The sequence below is a fragment of the Geodermatophilus sp. SYSU D01186 genome (assembly GCF_054050215.1).
In genome coordinates, this window is the sequence record NZ_JBJGYW010000005.1 from 184,036 (window position 1) to 209,305 (window position 25,270).

Annotated in this window: 23 protein-coding genes; 11 read left to right on the forward strand and 12 right to left on the reverse strand. The window is 75.5% G+C overall.

Annotation, left to right across the window (positions count from 1 at the left end):
- On the reverse strand, positions 1-573 hold the full coding sequence (locus tag ACI784_RS06100) for a DUF5655 domain-containing protein (RefSeq protein WP_457012820.1): 573 nt from the start codon (positions 571-573) through the stop codon (positions 1-3).
- A 58-nt stretch (positions 574-631) separates the two neighbouring features.
- Here ACI784_RS06100 and ACI784_RS06105 point away from each other — a divergent pair, with 58 nt between their 5' ends.
- A complete protein-coding gene (locus tag ACI784_RS06105) occupies positions 632-1,873 on the forward strand; it encodes a GNAT family N-acetyltransferase (protein ID WP_457012821.1) in 1,242 nt (413 codons plus the stop codon).
- 22 nt (positions 1,874-1,895) lie between these two features.
- Here the strand turns inward: ACI784_RS06105 and ACI784_RS06110 are convergent, their stop codons facing one another.
- Positions 1,896-2,387 (reverse strand): ribose-5-phosphate isomerase, encoded by a 492-nt coding sequence (locus ACI784_RS06110; RefSeq protein WP_457012822.1) that lies wholly within the window; start codon positions 2,385-2,387, stop codon positions 1,896-1,898.
- A gap of 26 nt (positions 2,388-2,413) precedes the next feature.
- On the opposite strand from ACI784_RS06110, the gene ACI784_RS06115 reads away from it, so the two are divergent.
- The gene (locus ACI784_RS06115) at positions 2,414-3,088 is read left to right on the forward strand and encodes a DUF429 domain-containing protein (protein WP_457012823.1); all 675 of its coding nucleotides are present in this window, start codon (positions 2,414-2,416) and stop codon (positions 3,086-3,088) included.
- The gene (locus ACI784_RS06120; protein ID WP_456922681.1) at positions 3,085-3,846 is read left to right on the forward strand and encodes an MBL fold metallo-hydrolase; all 762 of its coding nucleotides are present in this window, start codon (positions 3,085-3,087) and stop codon (positions 3,844-3,846) included. Before ACI784_RS06115 ends, ACI784_RS06120 begins: the two co-directional genes overlap by 4 nt.
- Here ACI784_RS06120 and ACI784_RS06125 read toward each other — a convergent pair.
- Both ACI784_RS06125 and ACI784_RS06130 read right to left on the reverse strand, forming a co-directional pair.
- Positions 3,839-4,594 (reverse strand): SDR family oxidoreductase, encoded by a 756-nt coding sequence (locus ACI784_RS06125; RefSeq protein ID WP_457012824.1) that lies wholly within the window; start codon positions 4,592-4,594, stop codon positions 3,839-3,841. The two genes, ACI784_RS06120 and ACI784_RS06125, sit on opposite strands and share 8 nt — an antisense overlap.
- Positions 4,595-4,689: 95 nt before the next feature.
- Positions 4,690-5,352 carry a mycothiol-dependent nitroreductase Rv2466c family protein gene (locus ACI784_RS06130; RefSeq protein ID WP_457012825.1) on the reverse strand — a complete coding sequence of 221 codons (663 nt, stop codon included), beginning with the start codon at positions 5,350-5,352 and terminating at the stop codon, positions 4,690-4,692.
- A 146-nt stretch (positions 5,353-5,498) separates the two neighbouring features.
- On the opposite strand from ACI784_RS06130, the gene pepN reads away from it, so the two are divergent.
- A complete protein-coding gene (gene pepN, locus ACI784_RS06135; RefSeq protein ID WP_457012826.1) occupies positions 5,499-8,051 on the forward strand; it encodes an aminopeptidase N in 2,553 nt (850 codons plus the stop codon).
- 169 nt (positions 8,052-8,220) lie between these two features.
- Here the strand turns inward: pepN and ACI784_RS06140 are convergent, their stop codons facing one another.
- From ACI784_RS06140 to ACI784_RS06150, 3 genes are read right to left on the reverse strand one after another with little or no spacing between them, the layout of a single operon-like run.
- On the reverse strand, positions 8,221-8,685 hold the full coding sequence (locus ACI784_RS06140) for a DUF5130 family protein (protein ID WP_457012827.1): 465 nt from the start codon (positions 8,683-8,685) through the stop codon (positions 8,221-8,223).
- 48 nt (positions 8,686-8,733) lie between these two features.
- A complete protein-coding gene (gene ctaJ / locus ACI784_RS06145) occupies positions 8,734-8,997 on the reverse strand; it encodes an aa3-type cytochrome oxidase subunit CtaJ (protein WP_456922686.1) in 264 nt (87 codons plus the stop codon).
- A gap of 38 nt (positions 8,998-9,035) precedes the next feature.
- Positions 9,036-10,469: an amidase gene (locus ACI784_RS06150; protein WP_457012828.1), complete on the reverse strand. Its 1,434-nt coding sequence runs from the start codon at positions 10,467-10,469 to the stop codon at positions 9,036-9,038.
- 33 nt (positions 10,470-10,502) lie between these two features.
- On the opposite strand from ACI784_RS06150, the gene kynU reads away from it, so the two are divergent.
- On the forward strand, positions 10,503-11,759 hold the full coding sequence (gene kynU / locus ACI784_RS06155) for a kynureninase (RefSeq protein WP_456922688.1): 1,257 nt from the start codon (positions 10,503-10,505) through the stop codon (positions 11,757-11,759).
- Here the strand turns inward: kynU and ACI784_RS06160 are convergent, their stop codons facing one another.
- The 4 genes from ACI784_RS06160 to ACI784_RS06175 all read right to left on the reverse strand — a co-directional run bounded on the left by ACI784_RS06160 (position 11,760) and on the right by ACI784_RS06175 (position 15,294).
- Positions 11,760-12,428 carry a class F sortase gene (locus ACI784_RS06160; RefSeq protein WP_457012829.1) on the reverse strand — a complete coding sequence of 223 codons (669 nt, stop codon included), beginning with the start codon at positions 12,426-12,428 and terminating at the stop codon, positions 11,760-11,762.
- A 1-nt stretch (position 12,429) separates the two neighbouring features.
- Entirely contained in the window at positions 12,430-13,461 is a 1,032-nt protein-coding gene (locus ACI784_RS06165) for a hypothetical protein (protein ID WP_457012830.1), read from the reverse strand.
- A gap of 478 nt (positions 13,462-13,939) precedes the next feature.
- Positions 13,940-14,803, reverse strand: coding sequence for an SCO6745 family protein (locus tag ACI784_RS06170; RefSeq protein ID WP_456922691.1), 864 nt, complete (start codon positions 14,801-14,803; stop codon positions 13,940-13,942).
- Complete coding sequence (locus ACI784_RS06175) at positions 14,800-15,294, reverse strand: HNH endonuclease (protein WP_457012831.1); 495 nt, start codon at positions 15,292-15,294, stop codon at positions 14,800-14,802. Before ACI784_RS06175 ends, ACI784_RS06170 begins: the two co-directional genes overlap by 4 nt.
- Before the next feature lie 237 nt (positions 15,295-15,531).
- Between ACI784_RS06175 and ACI784_RS06180 the strand changes: the two genes are divergently transcribed.
- The gene (locus ACI784_RS06180; protein WP_457012832.1) at positions 15,532-17,610 is read left to right on the forward strand and encodes a prolyl oligopeptidase family serine peptidase; all 2,079 of its coding nucleotides are present in this window, start codon (positions 15,532-15,534) and stop codon (positions 17,608-17,610) included.
- Between the two features lie 203 nt (positions 17,611-17,813).
- Here the strand turns inward: ACI784_RS06180 and ACI784_RS06185 are convergent, their stop codons facing one another.
- Positions 17,814-18,788, reverse strand: a complete 975-nt coding sequence (locus tag ACI784_RS06185) for an ABC transporter substrate-binding protein (protein WP_457012833.1) — start codon at positions 18,786-18,788, stop codon at positions 17,814-17,816.
- Between the two features lie 242 nt (positions 18,789-19,030).
- Here ACI784_RS06185 and ACI784_RS06190 point away from each other — a divergent pair, with 242 nt between their 5' ends.
- The 5 genes from ACI784_RS06190 (at position 19,031) to ACI784_RS06210 (ending at position 25,166) form a co-directional block, all read left to right on the forward strand.
- A complete protein-coding gene (locus ACI784_RS06190; protein WP_457012834.1) occupies positions 19,031-20,050 on the forward strand; it encodes a mechanosensitive ion channel family protein in 1,020 nt (339 codons plus the stop codon).
- Positions 20,051-20,127: 77 nt separating this feature from the next.
- On the forward strand, positions 20,128-21,363 hold the full coding sequence (locus ACI784_RS06195; protein WP_457012835.1) for an MFS transporter: 1,236 nt from the start codon (positions 20,128-20,130) through the stop codon (positions 21,361-21,363).
- Positions 21,360-21,794, forward strand: coding sequence for a globin (locus tag ACI784_RS06200; RefSeq protein WP_456922697.1), 435 nt, complete (start codon positions 21,360-21,362; stop codon positions 21,792-21,794). Before ACI784_RS06195 ends, ACI784_RS06200 begins: the two co-directional genes overlap by 4 nt.
- 82 nt (positions 21,795-21,876) lie before the next feature.
- Complete coding sequence (locus ACI784_RS06205) at positions 21,877-23,460, forward strand: glycoside hydrolase family 13 protein (protein ID WP_457012836.1); 1,584 nt, start codon at positions 21,877-21,879, stop codon at positions 23,458-23,460.
- Positions 23,461-23,621: 161 nt separating this feature from the next.
- Positions 23,622-25,166: an ATP-binding cassette domain-containing protein gene (locus ACI784_RS06210; protein ID WP_457012837.1), complete on the forward strand. Its 1,545-nt coding sequence runs from the start codon at positions 23,622-23,624 to the stop codon at positions 25,164-25,166.
- Positions 25,167-25,270 lie beyond the last annotated feature (104 nt).

The following is a 25,270-nucleotide window of genomic DNA, read 5'->3' on the forward strand; positions in this document are numbered from 1 at the left end:
TCAGCGGTTGGCGGCGTGCGCCTCCGCGAGCAGGGCCACGACCTCGTCGTCGACGTCCGCGGGCGTGGTGAGCGCCACGCGGACCGAGCAGGCGCCGTTGCCGATGCTGCGGGCGGCCAGCAGCCGGCCCGCGGGCGCGCGGTCGGGCAGCCGCAGCCCTAGGTCGACCCGGGTGCGCGTCGACGCCTGGACGACGGCGTAGGTGCGGCGCGGGCCCACGAGGCTGACGTAGCCCTTGCGCGCCTGCACGTGCCCCTCCCCCACACCCGACGCCGCGACGAGGACCGCGTCGAGCACCGGGCGCAGCTGTGGCCGGCCGGCGTACTGGGCGTCGACCAGCTCGTCGGCGGTCGCGGTGAGGAACGCCGGGTACCCGAACCGCTCCATGACCAGCACCATCTGGCCGTACCCGGTGACGCCCCGCCCGGCCAGCCAGGCCCGCACCTCCGGCTCGGTGTCGAGCCCGGTCTCGCGGACCCGCCGCGACCACGTGGCGACGTCGTCGCCGGTGGTGGCGAGCAGCCGCTGCTCGATCCCGGTCAGCATCTCCGCCCAGCTCCGTGTGCCCGCCATGCCGCCATCATCCGGAACCCGTTCGCGCACCGTCGGCAGGGACGGGTAGACAGCTCCGGTGACCGATCCCGCCGACGGCCTGCGCCCCGCCACGCCCGCGGAGTGGCCGGCGTTCAGCCGCGCCATGCTGCACGTCTTCGGTGAGGAGGCCACCGGAGCGTTCGTCGAGTCGGTGCCGCCGCACGCCGAGCTCGACCGCTCGCTGGCGATGTGGGACGGCGACCGGGTCGTGGCCACGGCCGGCATCTACAGCCGGGAGCTCACCGTGCCCGGCGCCGTCGTCCCGTGTGCCGGGGTCACCTGGGTGACCGTCTCCCCCACCCACCGCCGGCGCGGCATCCTGGCCGCGATCATGCGCCGCCAGCTCACCGAGCTGCACGAGCAGGGCCGCGAGGCGGTGGCCGCGCTGTGGGCCGCGGAGGCGCCGATCTACGGCCGGTTCGGGTACGCCCCGGCCACCTGGAAGGGCAACCTGTCCGGCGCCGTCCGACAGCTGCAGCTGCGCCCGGACGTGGACGCGGGCGACGGCCGGGTCGACCTGGTGCCGGTCGAGGAGTACCGCCGGGCCGCCGTCGCCGTGTACGAGCGGGTGCGGCGCGCCGTGCCGGGCAACCTGGCGCGCGGCGACGTGTGGTGGGACCGCGCCCTGCGGGACGACCCCGACCAGCGGAAGGGCGCGACCGAGCGGCGGCACCTCGTGCACACCGACGTCGACGGCACCGTCACCGGCTACGCGGCCTACCGGGTCAGGAACGCGTGGACCGACGGCGGCGAACCCGACGGCACCCTCACCGTCGAGGAGGTCCGGGCCACCGGCACCCCGGCGTACGCCGCGCTCTGGCGGTTCCTGCTGGGCATCGACCTCGTCCGCACGGTCACGGCCCCCACGGCCTCGGACGACGACCCGCTGCGGTGGCTGCTCACCGACAGCCGCGCGCTGCACTCCCGGCCGGTCGACGCGCTGTGGGTGCGCCTGGTCGACGTCGGCCGCGCGCTGTCCGCCCGCCGCTACCCCACCCCGATCAACCTGGTGTTCGAGGTCCGCGACCCGTTCTGCCCGTGGAACGACGGGCGCTGGGCACTGACCGCCGGCCCGTCCGGGGGCTTCTGCGCGCGGACCGACAGCGACCCCGACCTGGTCGTGGACGTCGAGGCGCTGGCCGCGGCCTACCTGGGCGGCGTCTCGCTGGCCACCCTGCAGGCCGCCGGCCGGGTGACCGAGGTCAGTCCGGGCGCGGTCACGCTGGCGGCGACGGCGTTCCGGTGGCCGGTCAGCCCGTGGTGCCCCGACGACTTCTGAAGGGCCCTGCTGCGGGGTCCCCTCAGACGGGCTCCTCGCGGGTGGGCAGGCCCCCGGCGGGGCGGTGCCGGTTCTGCTCGTAGTCGGTGACCAGGCCGATCCGGCGGGCGTGCCGCTCGTCGCCGCTGAACGGCGTCGCGAGGAAGGTCAGCACCAGCTCGGTGGCCTCCTCGACGCTGTGCTGCCGGGCGCCGATGGAGACCACGTTGGCGTCGTTGTGCTGGCGGGCGAGCTCGGCGGTCGCGGTGTTCCACACCAGCGCGGCGCGCACGCCCGGCACCTTGTTGGCCGCGATCTGCTCGCCGTTGCCCGAGCCCCCGATGACCACACCGAGGCTGTCGGGCTCGGTGACCGTGCGCTCGCCGACCTCGAAGCAGAACGGCGGGTAGTCGTCCTGGGCGTCGTACTCGAACGCCCCGCAGTCGACGGGCTCGTGCCCGGCCTCGGTGAGCGCCTGCTTGAGGTGCTCCTTGAACTCCAGCCCGGCGTGGTCGGTGCCGACGAAGACGCGCATGGCGGCGAGTCTGTCAGGCTGCCGGGGTGGCGGTGCTGGGGGTCGACGGCTGGCGCGGCCAGTGGGTCGGCGCCCGCCTCGACGGCCGGACCGTGCAGCTGACCGTGCTCCGGACCGCCGCCGACGTCCTCGCCGTGGCGGACGTCGAGGTGGTCGGCATCGACATGCCGATCGGGCTGTCGGACGACGGCGTGCGGGCGTGCGACGTGGCGGCCCGCGAACGACTCCGCCCGTACGGCGCCACGAGCTCGGTCTTCCCCGCCCCGGTCCGCGCGGTGCTCGCCGCCCGCGGCTACGCCGACGCCCGGCGGCTGTCGGTCGAGGCGACCGGGGGCCGCTCCCTGTCGGCGCAGTCCTTCCAGCTCGTGGCGGCGATCCGCTCACTGGACGACGCGCTGGGCGAGCCGCCCGCCGACTCCGTCGTCGAGGTGCACCCCGAGCTGGCGTTCCGCGCCCTGGACGACCGGGTGCGCGACCCCAAGTCGGGTGCGCGCGGGCAGGCGCAGCGGATCCGCGCGCTGGAGCCGGTCATGGACGTGCTGGACGGGCTCTCCGACGCCCCCGCCGGCGTCCCGGTCGTCGACGCGCTGGACGCCTGCGCCGCGGCGTGGTCGGCCCGGCGGATGGCCGACGGCTCCGCGACGTGCGTGGGCGACGGCTCGCTCGACGCGCGGCACCGGCCGATGCGGATCTGCTGGTGACCTTCCGGGAGGTCGCCGACGGCGTCTTCGTCCGGCGGCACGCGTCGCTGGACCTCAACTGCGGGCTGGTCGTCGGCGACGGCGCCTGCCTGGTCGTCGACACCCGCTCCGACCTGGGCGAGGCCGCGGACCTGGCCGCCGCCGTCCGGAGGGTCACGGCGGCCCCGTGGACGGTGGTCAACACCCACGCCCACCACGATCACTGCTTCGGCAACGCGGCATTCCGCCCGGCGACGGTGTGGGGCTCGCGGGGCTGCGCCGCGGACCTCCTGGCCACCGGCGAGGCCCAGCGCGCCGCCCGGGTGGCCGAGCTGCTGGCCGACGGCGACCCGGCGGGCGCGGAGCGGGTGCGGAGCGCCCCGCTGGACCCGCCCGATGCCCTGGTCGACGACGTGGCGCACCTCGACGTCGGGGGCCGGGAGGTGGTCCTGCGCTTCCTCGGCCGCGGGCACACCGGGCACGACCTGGTGGTGGAGGTCGAGGGCGGGACCGTCTTCGCCGGTGACCTCGTGGAGGAGGGTGCCCCACCGGCGTTCGACGACGCCTTCCCCGCCGAGTGGCCGGCCACGCTGGGCCGGCTGCACGCGCTGGCCCGCGGCCCGGTGGTGCCCGGGCACGGCGCCGTCGTCGACGCCGGCTTCGTGGGCGCGCAGCGGGAGGAGCTGCTGGCGGTGCTCGCCGCCGTCCGCGCCGGCCGACTGGACGACGGCCCCTACGACGCGGCGACGATGCGGACGGCCTCGTCCCGGCCTAGGTGACCCGGCGGACGACGGACAGCGGCAGCACCCGCAACGCTGCTGCGACCGGGCGCCACGGCCACTCGGGGACGTAGGCGCGTGCCGGCTCCCGCTCGATCGCCGCGGTGAGCGCGTCGACACCGGTGTCGAGGTCGACGGTGAACGGCCCCCGGCGGCCGACGTTGATGTCGGTGGCGATGAACCCGGGCAGGAGCGTCGTCACCCGGACGCCGGTGCCCAGCAGGTCGGAGCGGATGCCCTCGGCGAGGGCGTTGAGCGCGGCCTTGCTGGCGCCGTACGCCGTCCGGGTGCCGCGCATGCCGCGGATCGAGGCGACCGAGGAGACCACCACGAGGTGGCCGCGGCCCTGCGCCCGGAACAGCTCCACCGCCGCCTCGCACTGGGCGTGGGTGCCGAGCACGTTGGTGAACAGCGTGGCCCGGTTCGCCCAGGCGGTGCCGGTGCCGACCGAGGCGCCCTTGCCGATGCCGGCGTTGGCGATGAACCGGTCGATGCCGCCGAGCTCCGCGGCCAGTTCCGGGACCACCTTCTCGACCGCGACGGCGTCGTCGACGTCGAGGGCGGCGGTGACCACGCGGATGCCGGGGTGGGCGGCGAGCAGCTCGTCGCGGAGGGCGTCGAGCCGGTCGGTGCGGCGGGCGGCGAGGGCCAGGTCGCGGCCCATCGCGGCGAACCGGCGGGCCATGCCCTCGCCGAGCCCGGAGCTCGCGCCGGTGATGAGGATGCGCTGGCGGACGGGACGCGACACGCGGTCATCCTGTCCGACGACCCGCCGTACCGGCCAAAGTGGCCACAAAGGCCGCCGTCCGGGCGGCCATCGTGGCCACTCTGGCCCGTCGGGCTTCAGCGGCGGGTGACCTCGAGGGCGTCGGCCGGGACGGAGTCCATGTCGGGCCCGGACAGGCGGGTGCGCTTGAGCTCCCAGAAGTCCGGCAGGTTGGCCAGCAGGACCGCGCCGTCGAACGCCTTGCCGGCGTCCTCCCCGGTCGGCACCTTGCTGATCACCGGGCCGAAGAAGGCCACGCCGTCGATGTGCATGACCGGCGTGCCGACGTCGTCGCCGACCGGGTCCATGCCCTCGTGGTGGCTCTTCTCCAGGGCCTCGTCGTACTCGGTGGAGGTGGCGGCCTCGGCCAGCGACGCCGGCAGCCCGACCCGCTCCAGCGCCGGGGCGATCAGCTCGTCGAGCTCGACGCCCTCGTGGTGGCGCAGCGTGCCCATCGCCGTGTAGAGGTCGCCGAGGACCTCGTCGCCGTGCTGCTGGGCCGCGGCGATGGCGACCCGGACCGGGCCGATCGCCTTCTTCATCATCTCCTGGTACTGCTCCGGCAGGTCACGGCCGCGGTTGAGCACGGCCAGGGACATGACGTGCCAGTGCAGGTCGATGTCGCGGACCTTCGCCGCCTCGAGGACCCAGCGGCTGGTGAGCCAGGCCCACGGGCACAGGGGGTCGAACCAGAAGTCGACGCGGGCCTTCACGGGCGAGCTCTGCACTGCCTCGGTCATGTCTCACTCCTCGCTGGCGAACGGTGCGCCGGATGTCTGTCCTGCCCGTCCCCAAGTCGGACGGGGTGGTGGTTGTTCCCTCAACCGGATGGCGGTCCGCCGTCGACCGGGGAGGGCCGTCGTCCCTCCGTGGGAAGCTGCCGTGCGTGGCCGTACCCAACCTGACCCGCGATGACGCCGCCCGCCGTGCCCAGCTGCTGGCGGTGGACGGCTACGACGTCCAGTTCGACCTCACCGACGGCGCCGGGCGCCCCGGCGAGCACACCTTCGGGTCGACCACCACGGTGCGGTTCACCTGCCGCGAGCCCGGCGCCGGCACCTTCATCGACCTGGTCGCCGAGCGGGTGCGCTCGGCCACCCTCAACGGGGTCGAGCTCGACGTCGCCACCTACACCGAGGAGGGCGGCCTGCCGCTGCCCGGGCTGGCCGCGGAGAACACCCTCGTCGTCGAGGCCGACTGCCGGTACTCCAACTCCGGGGAGGGGCTGCACCGCTTCGTCGACCCGGAGGACGGTCAGGTCTACCTGTACACGCACTTCGAGCCGGCCGAGGCCAAGCGCGTGTTCGCCTGCTTCGACCAGCCCGACCTCAAGGGCACCTACACGGTGCACGTGACCGCGCCGTTCGACTGGCAGGTCGTCTCCAACACCGGCGGGCGCACGGTCGACGCCGGGCCGGGCGGCTCGCAGCTGCTGCACTTCGAGCCGACCAAGCGGCTGTCGACCTACCTGCTGGCCCTCATCGCCGGGCCGTACGCGAAGGTCACCGACTCCCACGGCGGCATCCCGCTCGGGCTGTACTGCCGCGCCTCGCTGGCGAAGTACCTCGACCCGGAGGAGCTGTTCCGGGTCACCAAGCAGGGCTTCGACTTCTACCACCGGGTGTTCGACTACCCGTATCCGTTCGACAAGTACGACCAGCTGTTCGTGCCGGAGTTCAACGCCGGGGCGATGGAGAACGCCGGCGCCGTCACCATCCTCGAGGACTACGTCTTCCGGTCCAGGGCCACCCGGGCCCGCTACGAGCGGCGCGCGGAGACGGTGCTGCACGAGCTGGCCCACATGTGGTTCGGCGACCTCGTGACCATGCGCTGGTGGGACGACCTGTGGCTCAACGAGTCCTTCGCCACCTACATCTCCACCCTGTGCCAGGCCGAGGCGACCGAGTACACGACCGCGTGGACGACGTTCGCCAACACCGAGAAGGCGTGGGCCTACGCGCAGGACCAGCTGCCCTCCACCCACCCCATCGCCGCCGACATGGTCGACGTCGCGGCGGTCGAGGTGAACTTCGACGGCATCACGTACGCCAAGGGCGCCTCGGTGCTCAAGCAGCTGGTCGCCTACGTCGGCCGGGAGGAGTTCCTCCGCGGCGTGCAGCGCTACTTCCGCACGCACGAGTACGGCAACACGACCCTCGCCGACCTCCTCGACCCGCTGTCGGAGGCCACCGGCCGTGACCTGTCGGCGTGGGCCGAGCAGTGGCTGCAGACCAGCCAGGTCAACACCCTGCGGCCGGTCCTGGAGCTCACCGACGACGGCCGGTACGCCTCCTTCGCCATCGAGCAGACCGCGGTGCCCGAGCACCCGGTGCTGCGCCGGCACCGGCTCGCCGTGGGCCTCTACGACACCGGCCCGGACGGGCTGACCCGCACCACCCGGGTGGAGCTCGACGTCGACGGCGAGCGCACCGAGGTGCCGGAGCTGGTCGGGCACCCGGCCGCGGACCTCGTGCTGGTCAACGACGACGACCTCACCTACGCCAAGCTGCGGCTGGACGACCGCTCCCTGACCACGCTCAAGACGGGCATCGGCACCCTCCCCGACCCGCTGGCCCGTGCGCTGTGCTGGTCGGCGGCCTGGGACATGACCCGGGACGCCGAGCTGCCCGCCCGCGACTGGGTGGCGCTGGTGCTGGCCGGGGTCGACGCCGAGACCGAGATCAGCGTCGTCCAGTCACTGCTGGCGCGGGTGCAGACCGCCCTGGCCAGCTACGCCGACCCGCGCTGGGCCGAGACCGGCTGGCGCGCGCTGGCCGACAAGGCGCTGGCCGCGCTGGAGGCGGCCGAGCCGGGCAGCGACACCCAGCTGCAGTGGTCGCGGACCCTCGCCGGCGCGGCCCGCACCGAGGCGCACGCGGCCTACCTGCGCCGCCTGCTCGACGGCTCGCACGTCGTCGAGGGGCTGCCGGTGGACGCCGACGCCCGCTGGGCGTTCCTGAACGGGCTGGTCGCCATCGGCGCGGCCGGGGACGCCGAGATCGAGGCCGAGGAGCTCCGCGACGCGACCGCCACCGGCGCGCGCCGAGCGGCGACGGCGCGGGCGCTGCGGCCGACGGCGGAGTCGAAGGAGGAGACCTGGCAGCGGGCCTTCACCGAGGACACGATCCCGAACGCGGTGCACGAGGCGATGCTGCAGGGGTTCTGGCACCCCGCCCAGCGGGAGCTGACCGCCGGTTTCGTGGAGCGCTACTTCACCGACATCCGCCCGCTGTGGGACCGCCGTCCCGGCGAGATCGCCAAGAACGCGGTGCAGTACCTGTTCCCGCCGGTGGTCGAACTGCGCACGGTCCAGGCCGCGGACGCCTGGCTGGCCGGCGAGGACCACCCCGCCCCGCTGCGGCGGCTGGTCGCCGAGGGCCGGGACGGCATCGCCCGGGCGCTGCGGGCCCGCGAGCGGGACGCCGCCGCGAACGGCTGAGGGAGGACCGCACACGAGAGGCCCAGGACCCGGTGGGTCCTGGGCCTCTGTCGGCTGGAGTGGTCGGCCCCCTGCAGGGTCCGGCCCCGTCCCGGGCCCCACCCTGAGCTCGCGAAGGGTGGGGAGGACGGGGTCCTTCTCCGAGCGGTGGGGGGAAGGGGGTCCTCTCTCAGTGGGCGCGCAGGTACCGCGGGTGGCCGGCCTGGTCCGAGAGCTGGCGCAGCCCGTTGACGATCCCGCCGACCAGGTCGCCGGAGGCGAAGGCGTTGGTCATCGACAGCACCGCGAGCGCGCAGGCGCGGTCGGGCAGCCGGCGGGACGCGGCCGCGCCGACGACGACCTCCACGACCCGCTGCCCGGGCGAGATCGCCAGCAGCACCGACTCGGGGAGGGTGCCGCCGGAGTGCTCGAAGAGCTCCTCGGCGCGGCGCCGGGTCTGCGACCCGAGCTCGCCGACGTAGAGGGTGAACCGCAGGCCGGTCTCCCGGGAGGACATCGTCAGCGCCTCGTCCAGGCGCAGCAGCTCCCGGTAGCTGAAGATCGAGTTGGGGGACTCGGCCTCGTCGGTGCGCGTCGCCGCCGTCCCGGCGGACGTCGCCGTGTCGTGCGACGTGGCTTCCAGCGCGCGGGTCATCTCCGGCCTCCCGGGGCGTTCTCGGTGGAGGTGCAGGTGCTCATGCCGTCACCAGGTCCCGCGGGCGCCGCCGTAGGGGCGGCCGGAGGCCGACGTCCCGGCGGTCAGGGCGTGCGAGCCGTGGTGGCCGTCGCCGTGCCCGCCGGAGGCGGTGTGCGGCTCGAACCAGACGGGCTCGTGCTCCCACGGCTGCCCCGGCTTGTAGCGCGCCTTGCGGTTGCGCGCTCCGGGCAGGAACGTCAGCAGCGCCAGGACGGCGATCACGGCCAGCGGGGCCACCACGTAGACGAGGAGGGTCTCGGCGACGGTCACGGGCCACAACCTACCGTCAGCCGCCCCGCGCCTCCTGGTCAGTCCCACCCTGCGGGGTGGCGTCCCGCCCAGGGCCGTGCCGCCTCCAGCTGGGCCGAGAGCGCGATCAGCGTCGCCTCGTCGGCGGGCCGGCCCACGAGCATGCTGCCGACCGGCAGACCGCCGTCCGTCCAGTGCAGCGGGACGCTCACCGCGGGCTGGCCGGTCACGTTGAAGACGGCGGTGAACGCCGCGTAGCGCTTCTGCCGTTCGAAGTCGGCAGCGCCGTCCCCGTCGGCGTCGAACCAGCCCAGCGGGCGCGGCGTCATGGTGGTGACCGGCGCCAGCAGGACGTCGAACCGCGCGGTCGCCTGGATGAAGCGGCGGGAGAACAGCCGCAGCGCGGTGAGCGCCTCCATCGCCGACTGCGCCGACTGCGCCAGCCCGCGGGCGCGCAGCTCCCGGGTGAGCGGGCGCAGCTCCCCCGCCCGCTCGGGGGGCACCGGCAGCAGCGTCCCGGAGAGGGTCCAGGCCCGCTCGAAGGCCGCCAGCACGTCCGGCCCGAGCAGGCCGCCCGGCACGTCCTCGACGTCGTGCCCCAGCTCCTCGAGCAGGCGGGAGGCGTCGTCGAAGGCCGCCTGCACCTCCGGGTCGAGCGTGACGTCGGGCATCGGCGAGCTCAGGTGCCGGCCGATCCGCAGCCGCCCGACCGGCCGGTCGGCGTAGCCGAGGAACGTCTCCCCCGGCGGGGGCGGCGGCGCCCACGTGGCGTCCCCGGGCACCGGGCCGGCCATCGCGTCGAGCATGGCCGCGGCGTCCCGCACGGTGCGCGCGAGCGGCCCGTTGGTGCCCAGACCGGTGACGTCGCCGCCGAGGGGGGCGTTGCTGACCCGGCCCCGGCTGGGCTTGATGCCGTACAGCCCGTTGATGCTGGCCGGGATGCGGATCGACCCGCCGCCGTCGCTGCCCTGCGCGAACGGCAGCATCCCCGCGGCCACCGCCACCGCCGCACCGCCGCTGGACCCGCCGGCCAGCCGGGTGCGGTCCCAGGGACAGCGCGCCGGACCCGCCAGGACGTTGTCGGTGTAGCAGGGGAACCCGAACTCAGGTGTGTTCGTCTTGCCGACGCTGATCGTCCCGGCGGCGGCCAGGGCGGTGACCACGTGGTCGTCGACGGTCGCGACGTTGTCGGCGAAGAGCGCCGAACCGAACGTCGTCCGGACGCCGGCGGTGTTGTTGAGGTCCTTGATCGCGGTGGGGACGCCGAGCAGTGGGGGCAGCTCGCCGCCCCGGCGCAGGCGCTGCTCGGCGCGGCCGGCCGCGGCCAGCGCCCGCTCGGGGGTCACGGTGAGGAACGCCCCCAGGCCGGGGTCGAGGGCCTCGATCCGGCGCAGCGCGTGCTCGACGAGCTCGGTGGGGGTCACCTCCCCCGCCCGGACGGCGGCGGCCTGCTCGAGCGCGGTCAGGTCGTGCAGCTGCGTTCCCGGCGTCACGCCCGGCGACGCTAGCCCGGTAGACAGGACGGCGTGGACCTCTCCCGCACCGCTGCCGCGCACCTGGACGCCACGGACCCCCTGGCCGGCTTCCGCTCCCGGTTCGCCGGCGCCGGGGACGACGGCGTGCTGTACCTCGACGGCAACTCCCTCGGGCGGATGCCCCGGGAGACCCCGGCCGCCCTGGCCCGGGTCGTGGAGGATGAGTGGGCGCGGGGGCTGGTGGGCTCGTGGTCGTCGTGGATCGGCACCGCCACCCGCATCGGCGACCTCCTCGCCGAGGGGGTGCTGGGCGCTCGCCCGGGGGAGGTGCTGGTCAGCGACTCGACGTCGGTGGACCTCTACAAGCTGCTGGTCGCCGCGGCCGACGCCCGCCCGGGCCGCGACGTGCTCGTCTGCTGCGCCGACGACTTCCCCACCGACCGCTACATCGTCGCCGGGGTCGCCGCGGCGCGCGGGATGACGGTGCGCGAGGTGCCGGCCGACGTCGACGAGGGGCTGGACCCGGCCGTGCTGGCCGGGGCGCTCGACGAGCGGGTCGCCGTCGTCGTCCTCTCCGCCGTCGCCTACCGCTCCGGAGCGCTGGCCGACGTCCCCGCGGTCACCGCCGCCGCCCGGGAGGTGGGCGCGCTGGTGCTGTGGGACCTCTCCCACGCCGCCGGTGCGGTGCCGGTCGACCTCGCCGCCAACGGCGCCGACCTGGCCGTCGGCTGCACCTACAAGTACCTCAACGGCGGGCCCGGCGCCCCGGCGTTCCTGTACGTGCGGCGCGAGCTGCAGGAGCAGCTGCGCCAGCCGATCTGGGGCTGGTTCGGCCAGCGCGACCAGTTCGAGATGGGCCCGGCCTACGACCCCGTGCCCGGCATCGAGCGGTTCGGCGTCGGGACGCCGCCGGTGGTCGCCATGGCCGCGGTCGAGGTGGGGGCGCGGCTGGTCGCCGAGGCCGGGGTGGAGCGGCTGGCCGCCAAGGGCCGGGCTCTGGGCGAGCTGACCCTGGCCCTGGCCGACGCCTGGCTGGTCCCGCGCGGGATGGCGCTGGCCTCCCCCCGCGACCCGGCCCGGCGCGGCTCGCACGTCACCCTCGCCCACCCGCAGGCCTGGCAGCTCACCCAGGCCCTCGTCGACCGCGGCGTCGTGCCCGACTTCCGGGCGCCGGACCGCGTGCGGCTGGGTCCGGCGCCGCTCTACACCCGCTTCGTCGACGTGTGGGACGCGATGGACCGCCTCCGCGAGGTGCTGGCCACCGGCGCCCACGAGGGCTACCCCGTGGAGCGCGCCCGCGTCACCTGATCAGGCCTGTGCGACCACGACGAAGTTCTCCGTCGCGGCGCGCCCGTCGGCCCGCTGGAAGCAGGTGATGAGCACCAGCCGGCCCGGCACCGCCCGCCAGACCTCGTCGGCCGCGGCGAGCTCTCCCTTCGCGTAGCGGGCGGTGCTCTGCACGGTGTAGCTGACCGTGCCGTCCGGTGTCCGGACGTCGACGACGTCGCCCGGACCGACCGCGCCCCGCCGGTGGTCGGCGGTCAGCAGCGGGCCGAAGCCGTCGTCCCCGCGGCCGGCCGAGTGGGCCGCGATGTAGAGGGTGTTGTCGGCCTGCTCGGCGCTGGCCACCGGCGCGCCGTAGGGCTCGATCCAGTAGGCGGCGGTCAGCGTCGGTGGGTCGATCACCCCGCGCTCCGGCGTGAGGGGCAGCAGCGGGAGGTCCAGGCCCACGGAGTCGATCGCCACGTGCACCGACGACGACGGCGTGGCCCGCGCGGTCGGCGTCGGGCTCGGCGAGGGGCTCTCCGATGGTGCCGCCGCCGTCGCTACGGCCGTCGCGGACGCCGACGGCGTGGTCGATCCGGTCGCCGGGCCCGAGTGCAGCCCGACGCCCAGGACCAGCACCCCGGTGACGCCGAGCGCGGCGGCCCCCGAGAGAGCCGCCGCGCGCCGGGTCGGTCGGGTCAGCCGCGGCACGTCACTCCCCGGCGGCGCGGCGCCCGGGGCGCAGGACGGCCGCGGTGGCCAGGCCGGCGGCGACGACCATGCCGCCACCGAGGACGACCACCGGGGAGACGTCGGTGCCGGCGGCGGGCTCGACCCAGCCGGTCTCCGAGCGCAGGCCCTGGTTCTGCGACGGGGTCACCGGAGCCGCCGTCACCGGAGCGGCCGTGACCTCGATGTCGAAGCTGGTGACCGACAGCTCGGAGGGATTGGTCGTGCCTGCGCCCGGGAGCCGGCTGGGCACGCCGAGCAGCACCTCCAGGTGGTAGCGACCGGCCGCGAGGCCCGCCGGGAGCGTGACGGTCAGCCCCTCCGGGCCGAGCTGCGTCCGGTGCTCGAACTCGGCAGACACGCCGCCGTGGGCGTCCCGGGTCTGCAGGGAGGTCCACACGAACGGGGACTGCGGGTCCCCGAGTCCGAGGGCCCGCAGACGCGAGCCGGACGGAACGGGCAGCGACAGGTCCGAGCCGGCGACCACGGTGGCCGTCACGCACGGGGTGGACGCGCCGGCCGGGCACCCGAGCGCCGCGGTGGCGACCAGCTGCGGGACGGCGTACTGGAGGAAGCCGGGGACCGTGCCCGTGAACCGGTACTGATAGCTCAGCGGGTCGATGAACGTGATCCCGGCGCCTACGCCCGTGGCCGGCGTGATGCCGGCGAAGGACAACCTCGCGTAGGGGCCGTTGACACCGTCATCGGCCGGCATCACGACGTCGTACCAGCCGTCGCCGAGGGCGGTCACGACCAGCTGGTCTGCCGGCAGCGCGGCGCCGGTGGAGTAGCTCCGCGTGGGGACGGCACCCGGTGCCGGCATGAGGTCGAGCGAGGCCACCATGGCACTGGCGTCGACCTGCTGGGGCAGGTGCAGGCGCGCCGACCCGGTGTAGGCCATGTCGACGAACCGGGTCTCGGGGTCGGCGTACGGGACGAAACCGGGGTGCTCGCCCACGTTCTCCTTGGGGCGGAGGCTCAGCTCCACCTCTGCCGGGTCCAGGGACACGGTCACGGGGGCGGGGGGGGGGGGGGGGGGGGGGGGGGGGGGGGGGGGGGGGGGGGGGGCCCCGGCCCCGCCCGCCCCCCCCCCGCCCACACCCCCCCCCCCCCCCCCCCCCCCCCCGCCCCCCCCCCCCCCCCCCCCGCCCCCCCCCCCCCCCCCCCCCCCCCCCCCCCCCCCCCCCGGAGCGGCCAAGCCGAGGAACGTGAGACCGACCAGGCCGAGCACCCCGAGCCGCGCGGCGGTGCGACGCCGGGGAGTGGTGCGGAGGGACATGCGCGGCAGCGCCTTCCGGGTCAGTGGCGCTCACCGCGCCGGTGATCCGGAACGTATCGGTCCTCGTGTGCGCTCTGGCGAAGAAGCACGCCAATGTCACGCGTGTGGGCAATGAGGCTGTGGAGCACTGCCGAGGCAGCGACGATCCGCCCGCTGCCAGACATCGACAGTTGCCAACTGTGGGCGCCTGCGGCGGCATACACCACCAAGCCGGTCAGTCGGGGTCGGGGACGCCGATCGGGTTGCGCTCCGGCCACAACCCGGCCGCCAGGACGGCGCGGCGGACCGGCCCCAGCAGCTCGGCCAGCCGGTCGCAGTGCGGGTCGCCCAGTTCCCGCCAGGGGCCCAGGGCCAGCCGGTCGGTGTCGGCCTCGACCGTGGCGACGATCGCGGCCCCCTCGGCGGTGAGCTCCTCCCCCGCCAGCCAGCCGCGGCCGGCCAGGTGGTCCGCGGCGGCGTCCCACGCCTCGGCGTCCCAGCCGCGGGCGCGCATGAGCCACTCCTTCTCCGTCCGACCCGCCGCGGCCGCCAGGACGTGTGCCCCCACCCCGGAGATCTCCCGCTGCAGCAGCGCGGCGTTGTGCCCGTCGCCCCGGTGCTCCCGCAGCGTGGTGAGCGCCTGCCACACCGCCAGGTGCGGCTCCTCCGGCAGCGGCAGGCCCGCGTTGGCCGCGGCCAGCGGGCGACCGGGCAGGTCGACGGCCCGCGCGGCGGCGGTGAGCAGACCCGCCGCCTCGAGGGCCTCCGCCGAGCCCGGCCAGTCGGCGCCGAGCACCCGCCGGACGGCGGCGTCCACCCCCGCCAGCCGGGCCTCCAGCGCCCGCGCCGGGGTCACCGACCGCCAGACGGCCGGCACCCGGCGGGCCACGAACGACGGCGCGAAGTTGTAGAAGGTCGCCGTCACGACCTCGGGTCCGGCCGGGCCCAGCGGGGCGGCGCGCAGCGCGAAGTAGGTCGACCAGAACCCGTCCAGTCCGGCGGCCTCGGCGGCCGACCGGCACTCGTCGGCGAAGTAGGTGAGCGCGTGGTACGGCTCGCCGAGCGCCCACAACCGCCGCGCCGTCGCCGGCGAGGTCATGCACTGACGCTCTCGGGCACGCCCAGCCACTCCCGCCAGCGCGGGTCGACGGTGCGGGCGCCGAGCAGCCGCCAGGCCGCGCCGCTGGGCGTCCGCGGCGGGTGGGGCAGCTTCCACCCCAGCTCCGCCAGCGACCGGTCGGCCTTGGTGTGGTTGCAGCGTCGGCACGCCGCGACCACGTTGTCCCAGGTGTGGGTACCGCCGCGGCTGCGGGGGACGACGTGGTCGATGCTCGTCGCCGAGGACCCGCAGTACACGCAGGTGGAGCCGTCGCGGGTGAACACCGCCCGCCGGGACAGCGGCACCTGCGCCGGGTAGGGCACCCGCACGTAGCGGGTCAGCCGCACCACCACGGGTACCGGGAGGGTCACCGACTCCGAGTGCACCTCCTCCGGCGAGCAGTCGACGGAGACGGCCTTGTCGGCGAGCACGAGCACGATGGCGCGGCGGCTGGAGACGACGCACAGCGGCTCGTACGTGGCGTTGAGCAACAGCGTCGCGGCGCTGGTCGCCCGCGCGGGGGCAGGCGGCGCCGGTGGGGAGTGGGGGTCGCGCCGCGGACCTGGATGGCCTGCGGACGACCCGTGGTGAGGACGCGGCACGGGGCACCTCCGAGCGCCCGGGGCCGCGCGCCGGGTGCAGTGCGACCCGTGGGCTCCCCCATTCTGGCCTGGACCGGGGCCTGCGCGCCTTCGGGGAGCGACGGCGGCCTCGTTACCGTGGCGCGGGTGCGCTATCCCGAAGCCCCCCGGCTCGACCTCGTCGAGCACCTGCACGGACACGCCGTCGCCGATCCGTACCGCTGGCTCGAGGACCCGGCCGACCCGCGGACGGTCGAGTGGACCCGCGCCCAGGACGCGCTGACCGCGGAGGCCCTGGCCGCACTGCCGCTGCGCGACCGGTTCGCCGCGCGCCTGGAGGAGCTGGTCCACGCCGGCGCCGTCGGCGTCCCGGTGTGGCGCGCGGGCCGCGCCTTCTCCACCCGGCGCGACCCCGGGCAGGAGCACGCCGTCCTGCGCATGCGCGAGCCCGACGGCACCGAGCGGGTGCTCGTCGACCCGATGGCCGTCGACCCGTCCGGCACCACCACCCTCGACGCGTGGTCACCCTCGTGGGAGGGCGACCGGCTGGCCTACCAGCTGTCCACCGGCGGCGACGAGGAGTCGCGGCTGTACGTGCTCGACGTCGCCACGGGCGAGCAGCTCGACGGGCCGGTCGACCGCTGCCGGTACTCCCCCGTGGCCTGGCTGCCCGGCGGCGAGGAGCTGTTCTACGTCCGCCGGCTCGCGCCCGATCTCGTGCCCGCCGGCGAGGAGCAGTTCCACCGCCGGGTGTGGCGCCACCGCGTCGGCACCGACCCGGACGGCGACGTCCTGGTGCACGGCGAGGGCAGCGACCCCTCGACCTACTTCGGGGCGCGCACCAGCCGCGACGGCCGGTGGCTGGTCGTCTCCGCCTCCGTCGGCACCGCCCCGCGGGACGACGTGTGGCTGGCCGACCTCACCGCGGACGGCGTCCTGCGCGAGCTCCAGGTCGGCGTCGACGCCCAGACCGCGGCCTGGGTGGCGCGCGACGGCCGGCTGTGGCTGATGAGCGACCGCGGCACCCCGCGCTGGCGCCTGGCGGTCGCCGACCCGGCCGATCCGTCCACCTGGGCACCGGAGGCGTGGCGGGACGTCGTCCCGCAGCAGGCGGACGGCGTCCTCACCGACGTGGCCCTCGTCGACGGCCCGGACGGCGGCCTGCAGGTGCTCGCCGTGCACTCGGTCGACGCCACGGACCGGCTGTCGGTGTGGGCCGGGGACGGCTCCGGCCGGGTGGCCGAGGTGTCCGACCTGGCCCCGGGCAGCGTGTCCGGGGTGAGCGCGCCGCCGGAGGGCGGCACCACCGCGTGGGTGGGCTTCACCGACCACGCCACCCCGCCGTCGGTGCTGCGCTGGGACGCCGCCGAGCCGACCGCCCTGACCGGGTGGGAGCAGGCGCCGGTGGCCGGCGAGGTGCCGCAGGTGCGGGTGGTGGAGACCCACGCGACCTCCGCCGACGGGACGCCGGTCCACCTGTTCGTGCTGTCCGGGAGCGGCGCCCCCGACACCCCGCGCCCGGCGGTGCTCTACGGCTACGGCGGCTTCAACGTCGCCCTCACCCCCTCCTACACGGCGCAGGCGCTGGCCTGGGTGGCGGCCGGGGGCGTGTGGGCGGTGGCCAACCTGCGCGGCGGCTCCGAGCACGGCGAGGAGTGGCACCGCGCCGGCATGCGCGAGCGCAAGCAGAACGTCTTCGACGACTTCGCCGCGGCCGGGGAGCACCTGGTGGCCCAGGGGTGGACGTCGCACGCACAGCTCGCGGTGATGGGCGGCTCCAACGGCGGCCTGCTGGTCGGGGCGACCCTCACCCAGCGGCCCGACCTCGCGGCGGCCGTCGTCTGCAGCGCGCCGCTGCTGGACATGGTCCGCTACGAGCGCTTCGGCCTGGGCCGCACCTGGAACGACGAGTACGGCTCCGCCGAGGACCCGACCGAGCTGGGCTGGCTGCTGGGCTACTCGCCCTACCACCGGGTGGTGGAGGGCACCGCCTACCCGGCGGTGCTGTTCACGACGTTCGAGTCCGACACCCGGGTCGACCCACTGCACGCCCGCAAGCTCGCGGCGGCGCTGCAGCACGCGACCACCGCGCCGGCGCCGGTGCTGCTGCGCCGGGAGACCGAGGTGGGCCACGGCGCCCGCGCGGTCAGCCGCACCGTGGGGCTGGCCGCCGACCAGCTGGCGTTCCTCGCCGCGCACACCGGGCTGGGCTCCGCGGCGGGGTGAGCCCGGAGGCGGGCAACGACATCCGGGGCGCCTCGGACGCGCACCGGGCCGGGAGTCTTGCGGTGTCGTGCCTGCTCTCGCGGTCGCGCAGTGCCGCACGAGCACGGAGAACGCCGCGAGAGCCGGCCTGACCGGCTGAACGGGACCGGGCCCCGCCCCCCTCCTGAGCGGAGAGGGACGGGGCCCGGCGTCCCCTGCGGGGTTCAGTTCTCGAAGTAGAGCTCGTCCAGCTCGACGTCGCCCTCGATGATGCCGTCCTGCTCACCGAGCTGGAGCAGCAGCTCGACCGACTCCCGGTTGATCTCGCTCTGGAACGTCGGCAGCGTCAGTTCCTGGGCGACCTCCGGCGCGATCTGGGTGTACTCGCCGAGCACCTCGCGGACCTGGTCGGGGTTGGCCTGGGCGTACTCCTGCGCCTCGACCATCGCCTCGGCGAAGGACTCGACGACGTCGGGGTTCTCCGCCGCGTACTGGTCGGAGGTGAAGTACCCGGCCACCGTCAGGTCGTCGTCGGTCTCGACGTACGGGAAGGAGACCCGGCGCAGGCCCGCGGCCTCACCGGCGGTCGCGGTCGGCTCGACGGCGAACGCGGCGTCGACCTGGCCGGTGGTCACCGCGGCCACCATGTCGGGGAAGGGGATCTCGACGAACTCGATGGTCGTCGGGTCGCCGCCGGCCTGCCGCACGCTCTCGCGGACGACGGTGTCGCTGATGTTGTTGATCGAGTTGATCGCCACCCGCAGGCCCGGCAGGTCCGCCGCGCTCTGGACGGGGCTGTCGGCCGGGACGACGACGGCGGCGAAGTCGTCCTCGAGGTTGCCGGTCGCGCCCGGGCCTGGGGCGACCAGGGCCAGCGGGACTCCGCGCCCGGTCGCCTGCAGGAGGCTGGTGATGTTGGAGAAGCCGAACTGGGCCTCCCCGTTGACGACGGCCGGCACGATCGCCGCGCCACCCTGCGCGAGGAAGGGCTCGACCTCCAGGCCGGCCTCCTCGAAGATCCCCTGCTGGATGCCGAGGTAGAGCGGGGCCACGTCGACGATCGGGATGGCACCCACGCGGATCGAGGTCAGGCCGCCACCCTCGCCCCCACCCCCGCCGGCGGACTCCTCGTCGCCGCCTCCACACGCGGCCAGCACCACGGTGCTGGCGAGGGTGAGGCTGATCAAGGTACGACGCACTGGTCCTCCAGGAACTGGCTGTTGCAGGTCGGGGCGCGTGTTCTCCGCGTCCCCGACGGATGGTCGGCGGCGGACGCTAGGTGGTCGTCCAGAGCACGTCAACACGCGCGCCGGGGCCTTTACCGCTTCGTGCCCGCTCCGGTACCGGACCGTGGCCGCAGGGGCAGGGACGGGGCGATCGGCGGCGTGGGAGGCTCGGGAGTGATCCCCTTTCGGGCGGGGAACCTGAGAGTATTTCCGTGATGACTGCTTCACCCTCCGTACTCGCTGCTGCCGACGACGGCCTGACCGGGTCCGTCCCCGACTGCGCCGACTACTGGCTCTGCCAGCAGGTCTACGACTGGTTCGGGATGGACTGGCTGGCGGAGAACGCGCAGGCCCTGATCGCCAAGCCGACGAAGATCCTGCTGATCGTCGTCCTCGCCACGCTGGTCCGGTACCTGGCCCACCGCGCGATCCGCCGGCTGACCGAGCGAACCGCGACCGGCGCCGTCCCCTCGATCCTGCGAGGACGGCGTGCCCGCGCCACGGCGCAGGGCGACGCCGTCCTCGACCAGCTCGCCGCCCGCCGCACACAGCGGGCCGAGGCCATCGGCTCGGCGCTGCGCTCGTTCGCCTCGATCGTGGTGCTCGGCATCGCCGTGGTGCTCGTGCTCGGCGAGCTCGGCATCAACCTGGCGCCGATCCTCGCCAGCGCCGGCGTGGTCGGCGTCGCGCTGGGGTTCGGTGCGCAGAACCTGGTGAAGGACTTCATCGCCGGGATCGGCATCATCCTGGAGGACCAGTACGGCGTCGGCGACGTCGTCGACCTGGGTGAGGCCAGCGGCACCGTCGAGGCGGTCGGGCTGCGCATCACCCGGTTGCGCGACGTGAACGGCGTGGTCTGGTACGCCCGCAACGGCGAGATCCTTCGGGTGGGCAACAAGAGCCAGGGTTACGCACAGGTGGTCATCGACATGCCGGTCGCCCACGACACCGACCTGGAGCGGTGCCGGACGATCATGCAGGAGGTGGCCGACGAGATGTACGCCGAGGAGGAGTGGGCCCCCGCGCTGCTGGCGGCGCCGGAGTCCCTCGGCGTCGAGCAGATCACCTCGGAGGGCGTCTTCATGCGGCTGCAGGTGCGCAGCACCAACGCCGACCAGTGGCGGGTCGGGCGCGAGCTGCGCATGCGGCTCAAGGAGCGCTTCGTCGCCGAGGGCATCCGCACCCCGCTGCCGCTGCTCAGCGCGGCGTCCGGCGCCGGGGCAGGAGCCCGCTGAGCGGGGGTGCGCCGGCGGGCCCGAGCCCGGCCGGCGCGACGCGCACGCGCCCGGCGACCTTCCGTGAGGTCTTCGCCGTGCGGGAGTTCCGGCCGCTCGCCGGCAGCTACCTGCTGTCCACGATCGGCGACGAGCTCGCCCGCGTCGCGCTGACCGTCCTGGTCTACCAGCGCACCTCCTCCCCGCTGCTCTCGGCGATCACCTTCGGCATCAGCTACCTGCCGTGGCTGGTCGGCGGCCCGCTGCTGTCGACGCTGGCCGACCGGCTGCCCCGCCACCGGGTCCTGATCACCGCCGACGTCGCCCGCGCCCTGCTCGTCACCGGCATGGCGGTCCCCGGCACGCCGCTCGGGGTGCTGCTGGCCCTCCTGCTGCTGGTCGCGCTGTGCGCGCCCCCGTTCGAGTCGGCCCGCTCGGCCCTGATGGCCGACGTGCTCGACGGCGACCGGTACGCGGTCGCCACCTCGCTGACCAACATCGGTTCCCAGGTCGCCCAGATGGCCGGGTTCCTGCTCGGCGGGGTCCTGGTGGCGCTGCTGAGCCCCTCGGCGGTGCTGCTGCTCGACGCCGCCACCTTCGTGCTGTCGGCGTGCTGGCTGAAGGCCCGCCTGCGGCCCCGCCCCGCCCCGGACGACGGGCGGGCGGGCGAGCCGCGATCGGTGTGGCGGGGCACGGGTGAGGGGCTGCGGCTGATCGCGCGCACCCCGCGGCTGCGGGCGATCATCGCCCTCACCTGGGTGGGCACCCTGTTCGCCAACGCGCCCGAGGGCATCGCCACCCCGCTGGCCGACGAGCTCGGGCAGGGCGCCACGCAGGTGGGTCTGCTGCTCGCGGCCAACCCGCTGGGCGTCACCGTCGGCGGGCTGCTGGTCGCCCGGGCCCTCACCCAGGAGCGCCGCGAACGGCTGGTGCCGACCCTGGTGCTGCTGTCCCTGGTGCCGGTGCTGCTGGCCGGGCTGGTCGCCGTCTGGGCCGGCCCGGGCCGCGGGGCCTACGCGGTCGTGGTCGCGCTGACGTTCGTGGCCGGCCTCGGCGCGGCCTGGGTGATCCCGCTCAACGTCGCGTTCGTGCAGGCCGTGCCCGCGGCCTACCGCGGCCGCGCCTTCGGGGTGGCGGCCAGCGGGCTGTACGGCGTCCAGGGGCTCGGGGTGCTGGTCGCCGGCCTCGCGGCCGAGGGGCTGCCGGCCGGTGGCGTGTGGGCGCTGCTCGGCGCGGTCGGCCTGCTCGCCGTCGTCCCGCCGCTGGTCGCCTACCGACGTACGCAGGGTCACGTGGCAGCAGGCGCCGAGCCTGCGGGACGATCGGTGGCATGAGCCAGTCCAGCCGGTCCCTGCCCTCGGCACGGACGTTCTACGACGAGGTCGGCGGCGAGCCGACCTTCCGGCGGCTGGTGGCCCGCTTCTACGCCGGGGTGCGCACCGACCCGGTGCTGGCGCCGCTCTACCCGCAGGACGACTGGGAGGGCGCCGAGACCCGGCTGCGCGGGTTCCTCGAGCAGTACTGGGGCGGGCCGACGACGTACTCCGAGCAGCGCGGGCACCCGCGGCTGCGCATGCGCCACGCGCCGTTCGCGATCGGCCCCGCCGAGCGCGACGCCTGGCTGGCACACATGCGCGACGCCGTCGACTCCCTGGAGCTGTCCGCCGAGCACGACGCCACGCTGTGGGGCTACCTGGAGATGGCTGCCCGCAGCATGCAGAACCGCTGGCCCGACGACGCGCCCGGCACCCTCTCCACCGTCTGAACAAGGGCCCCGTCCTCACGCCTCGCAGGCTCGGCGCGAGCCTCTGGACGGGGCCGAACGCCCGCACACCCCGAGGAGCCCGGTGCTGTCCCCTTCCGCTGCCCGCACGACCGGCGCCGACTGGTGGCGCGACGCGGTCTTCTACCAGGTCTACATCCGCAGCTTCGCCGACGGGAACGGCGACGGCGTGGGTGACCTCGCCGGCATCCGCGCCCGGCTGCCGCACCTGGTGGAGCTCGGCGTCGACGCGCTGTGGATCACGCCGTTCTACCCCTCCCCCATGGCCGACCACGGGTACGACGTGGCCGACCCCCGCGACGTCGAGCCGGTCTTCGGCGACCTCACCGAGTTCGACGCGCTCCTGGCCGAGGCCCACGCCGCCGGCATCCGGGTGACCGTCGACCTGGTGCCCAACCACAGCTCGCACCAGCACGAGTGGTTCCGGGCGGCCCTGGCCGCGGCGCCCGGCTCTCCCGAGCGGGCGCGGTACCTCTTCCGCGACGGCCGCGGCCCGGACGGCGCCGAGCCCCCCAACAACTGGCCCTCGGTGTTCGGCGGGCCGTCGTGGACGCGGGTGCCCGGCGGCCAGTGGTACCTGCACCTGTTCGCCCCGGAGCAGCCGGACCTGGACTTCACCAACCCCGAGGTCGTGGCCGACCTCGAGGCGACGATGCGCTTCTGGCTGGCCCGCGGCGTCGACGGCTTCCGGATCGACGTCGCGCACGGCATGGCCAAGCCCGCCGGGCTGCCGGACATGGAGCCGATGGAGGACACCGGCCTGCTCGACGACCACGGCCCCGGCGACCGCCGCTTCGACGACGACGGCGTCCACGAGGTGCACCGTCGGATCCGGGCGGTGCTCGACGAGCACCCCGGCACGATGGCCGTCGGCGAGGTGTGGGTCTCCGACGACGACCGGCTGGCGCAGTACCTGCGCCCCGACGAGCTGCAGCTGGCCTTCAACTTCAAGCTGCTCACCGCCGACTGGGACGTCGACGAGCTGCGCGACGCCGTCGTCCACTCGCTGGCCACCGTGGCGGGCACCCCCGCGCCGGCCTGCTGGGTGCTGTCCAACCACGACCGGCCGCGGCACGTCACCCGCTACGGCGGCGGGGAGGTGGGCACCCGGCGGGCCCGGGCGGCGGCGCTGCTGCAGCTGGCCCTGCCGGGCGCGGCCTACGTCTACAACGGCGACGAGCTCGGCATGCCCGACGTCGACCTGCCCGACGAGGCGCTGCAGGACCCGATCTGGGAGCGCTCCGGCCACGCCGAGCGCGGCCGCGACGCCTGCCGCATCCCGGTGCCGTGGTCGGGCACCGAGCCCGCGTACGGGTTCTCCTCCCGCCGCGAGACCTGGCTGCCCATGCCGGAGGGCTGGGGCCCGCTCACCGCGGAGGCGCAGGCCGCCGACCCGGGCTCGATGCTGTCGCTGTACCGGTCCGCGCTCGCGCTGCGGCGGACGTCGCCGGCGCTGCGCGGCGAGTCCCTGGAGTGGCTGCCCGCACCGGCGGGCTGCCTGGCGTTCCGCCGTCCCGGTGGGCTGGTGTGCCTGGTCAACGTCTCCGGGGAGGCCGTGCCGCTGCCCGAGGGCGAGGTGCTGCTGGCCAGCGCCGACGTGACCGGCGGCGTCGTCCCCGCCGACACCGCGGTGTGGCTGCGGGCCTGAGCCGGACGCGCCCGGAGGGCCTCCCGGACGCCGCGGTTCGGGAGGCGCCACCCCCGTGCGCGGGTAGCATCGGACCCGTGACGGGGCGTCGCGGGGGACGCTGAGACGACGATCGACCGACCCCGTGGTCGGGGACCACTGCGGGGGGAGGCCGCCCGTCCATGACGCTGCTCGAGGTCGAGGGCCTGACCAAGTCCTTCGGCGGCAGGCGGGTCCTGCGGGAGGTCTCCTTCCGCATCGCCGAGGGCGAGATCGTCGGGCTCGTCGGCACCAACGGCGCGGGCAAGTCCACCCTCGGTGACATCGTCTCCGGGATCACCGCGGCCGACGCCGGGACGATGACGCTGGACGGCTCCCCCTACGCCCCCCTGTCGGCGGACGACGCCCGCCACGTCGGGGTCGGGGTCGTCGAGCAGCTGGTGCGGATCGACCCGGGGCTCACCCTCGCCCAGGCCGTGTTCCGGGGTACGTCGCACGCCGGGCGCCCGCAGGCCGAGCTGCGCGAGCAGGCACGGGTGCTGCTCGCCGAGGTCGACCTCGACGCCGACCCGGACACCCTCGTCGGGGACCTGCCCCACTTCGTGCACCCCCTGGTGGAGACCGCCCGCGTGCTCGCCGAGGACACCCGGCTGGTCGTGCTCGACGAGGTGTCGGCGGTCCTGCTGCCCTCGGAGGTCACCCGGCTGCACGCGGTCGCCGGCCGGCTGAGCCGACAGGGCCGGGGCGTGCTCTACATCAGCCACCGGCTGCCCGAGATGCTCGAGGTGGTCGACCGGGTGCTGGTGCTGCGCGAGGGCCGGATCGCGCTGGACTGCCCGAGCGCTTCCCTCGACCCCGTGCGGCTGGCCGCCGAGACGGTGGGCGGGCCGGTGTCCCTGCCGGTGCGCCGTGAGCCGGCGGTCGTCCCACTCTCCCCGCTCTCCCCGCCCGAGGAGGCCCCGGCCCCGCGGCCGGCCCGCCCGGCGCCCTCCGAGGAGGTGGCCCTGTCGGTCCGCAACCTGCGGGTTCCGGGACGGGTCGAGGGGGTGGACCTCCTGCTGCGCCGGGGCGAGGTCGTCGGCCTGACGGGACACCGCACGTCCGGCGTCCGGGAGATCGCCGGCGCCCTCACCGGCGAGCTGCCCGCGCTCAGCGACGAGGCCGTGCTGCACGGGGAGCCGCGCTCGCTGGACCCCTCGGCGGAGGACGCCGCCCTGCGGCTGCCCGCGTACCGGCCGGACGACGACGCCTACGGGGTCGATCCCGGCGAGACGATCGCCCGCACCCTCACCGACGAGCCGTGGGGCGCGCTCACCGACCTGCGCAAGGAGATCGCGTCGCTGCGGAGGGTCATCAGGACCGTCCACCGGCTCGACGTCAAGACGCTGAGCATCCGGACGTCCGTCGGCGCGCTGTCCGGCGGCGACCAGCACAAGCTCGCGCTGGCCCGCTGGATGGCCTCGGCCCGGGACGTCGTCGTGCTGCACGAGCCGGCCCGCGGTCTGGACGTCCGGGCCCGCCAGCAGGTGCGCCAACTGATCGACGAGGCGACCGCGCACGGCACCTCGGTCGTCGTGGTGTCGGTGGACCCCGACGAGCTGGCCGACTTCTGCGACCGGGTCGGCATCGTGGCCGACGGCCGCGTCGCCCGCTGGATCGACACCGGCGAGCTCGCCGTCGACGCCGTGCGGGAGCGGATCGTCGAGGCCGCCACCGCCGCCGCCTGAGGCGCGGCGGGGGGGGGGGGGGGGGGGGGGGGGGGGGGGGGGGGGGGGGGGGGGGGGGGGGGGGGGGGGGGGGGGGGGGGGGGGGGGGGGGGGGGGCGGGGGGG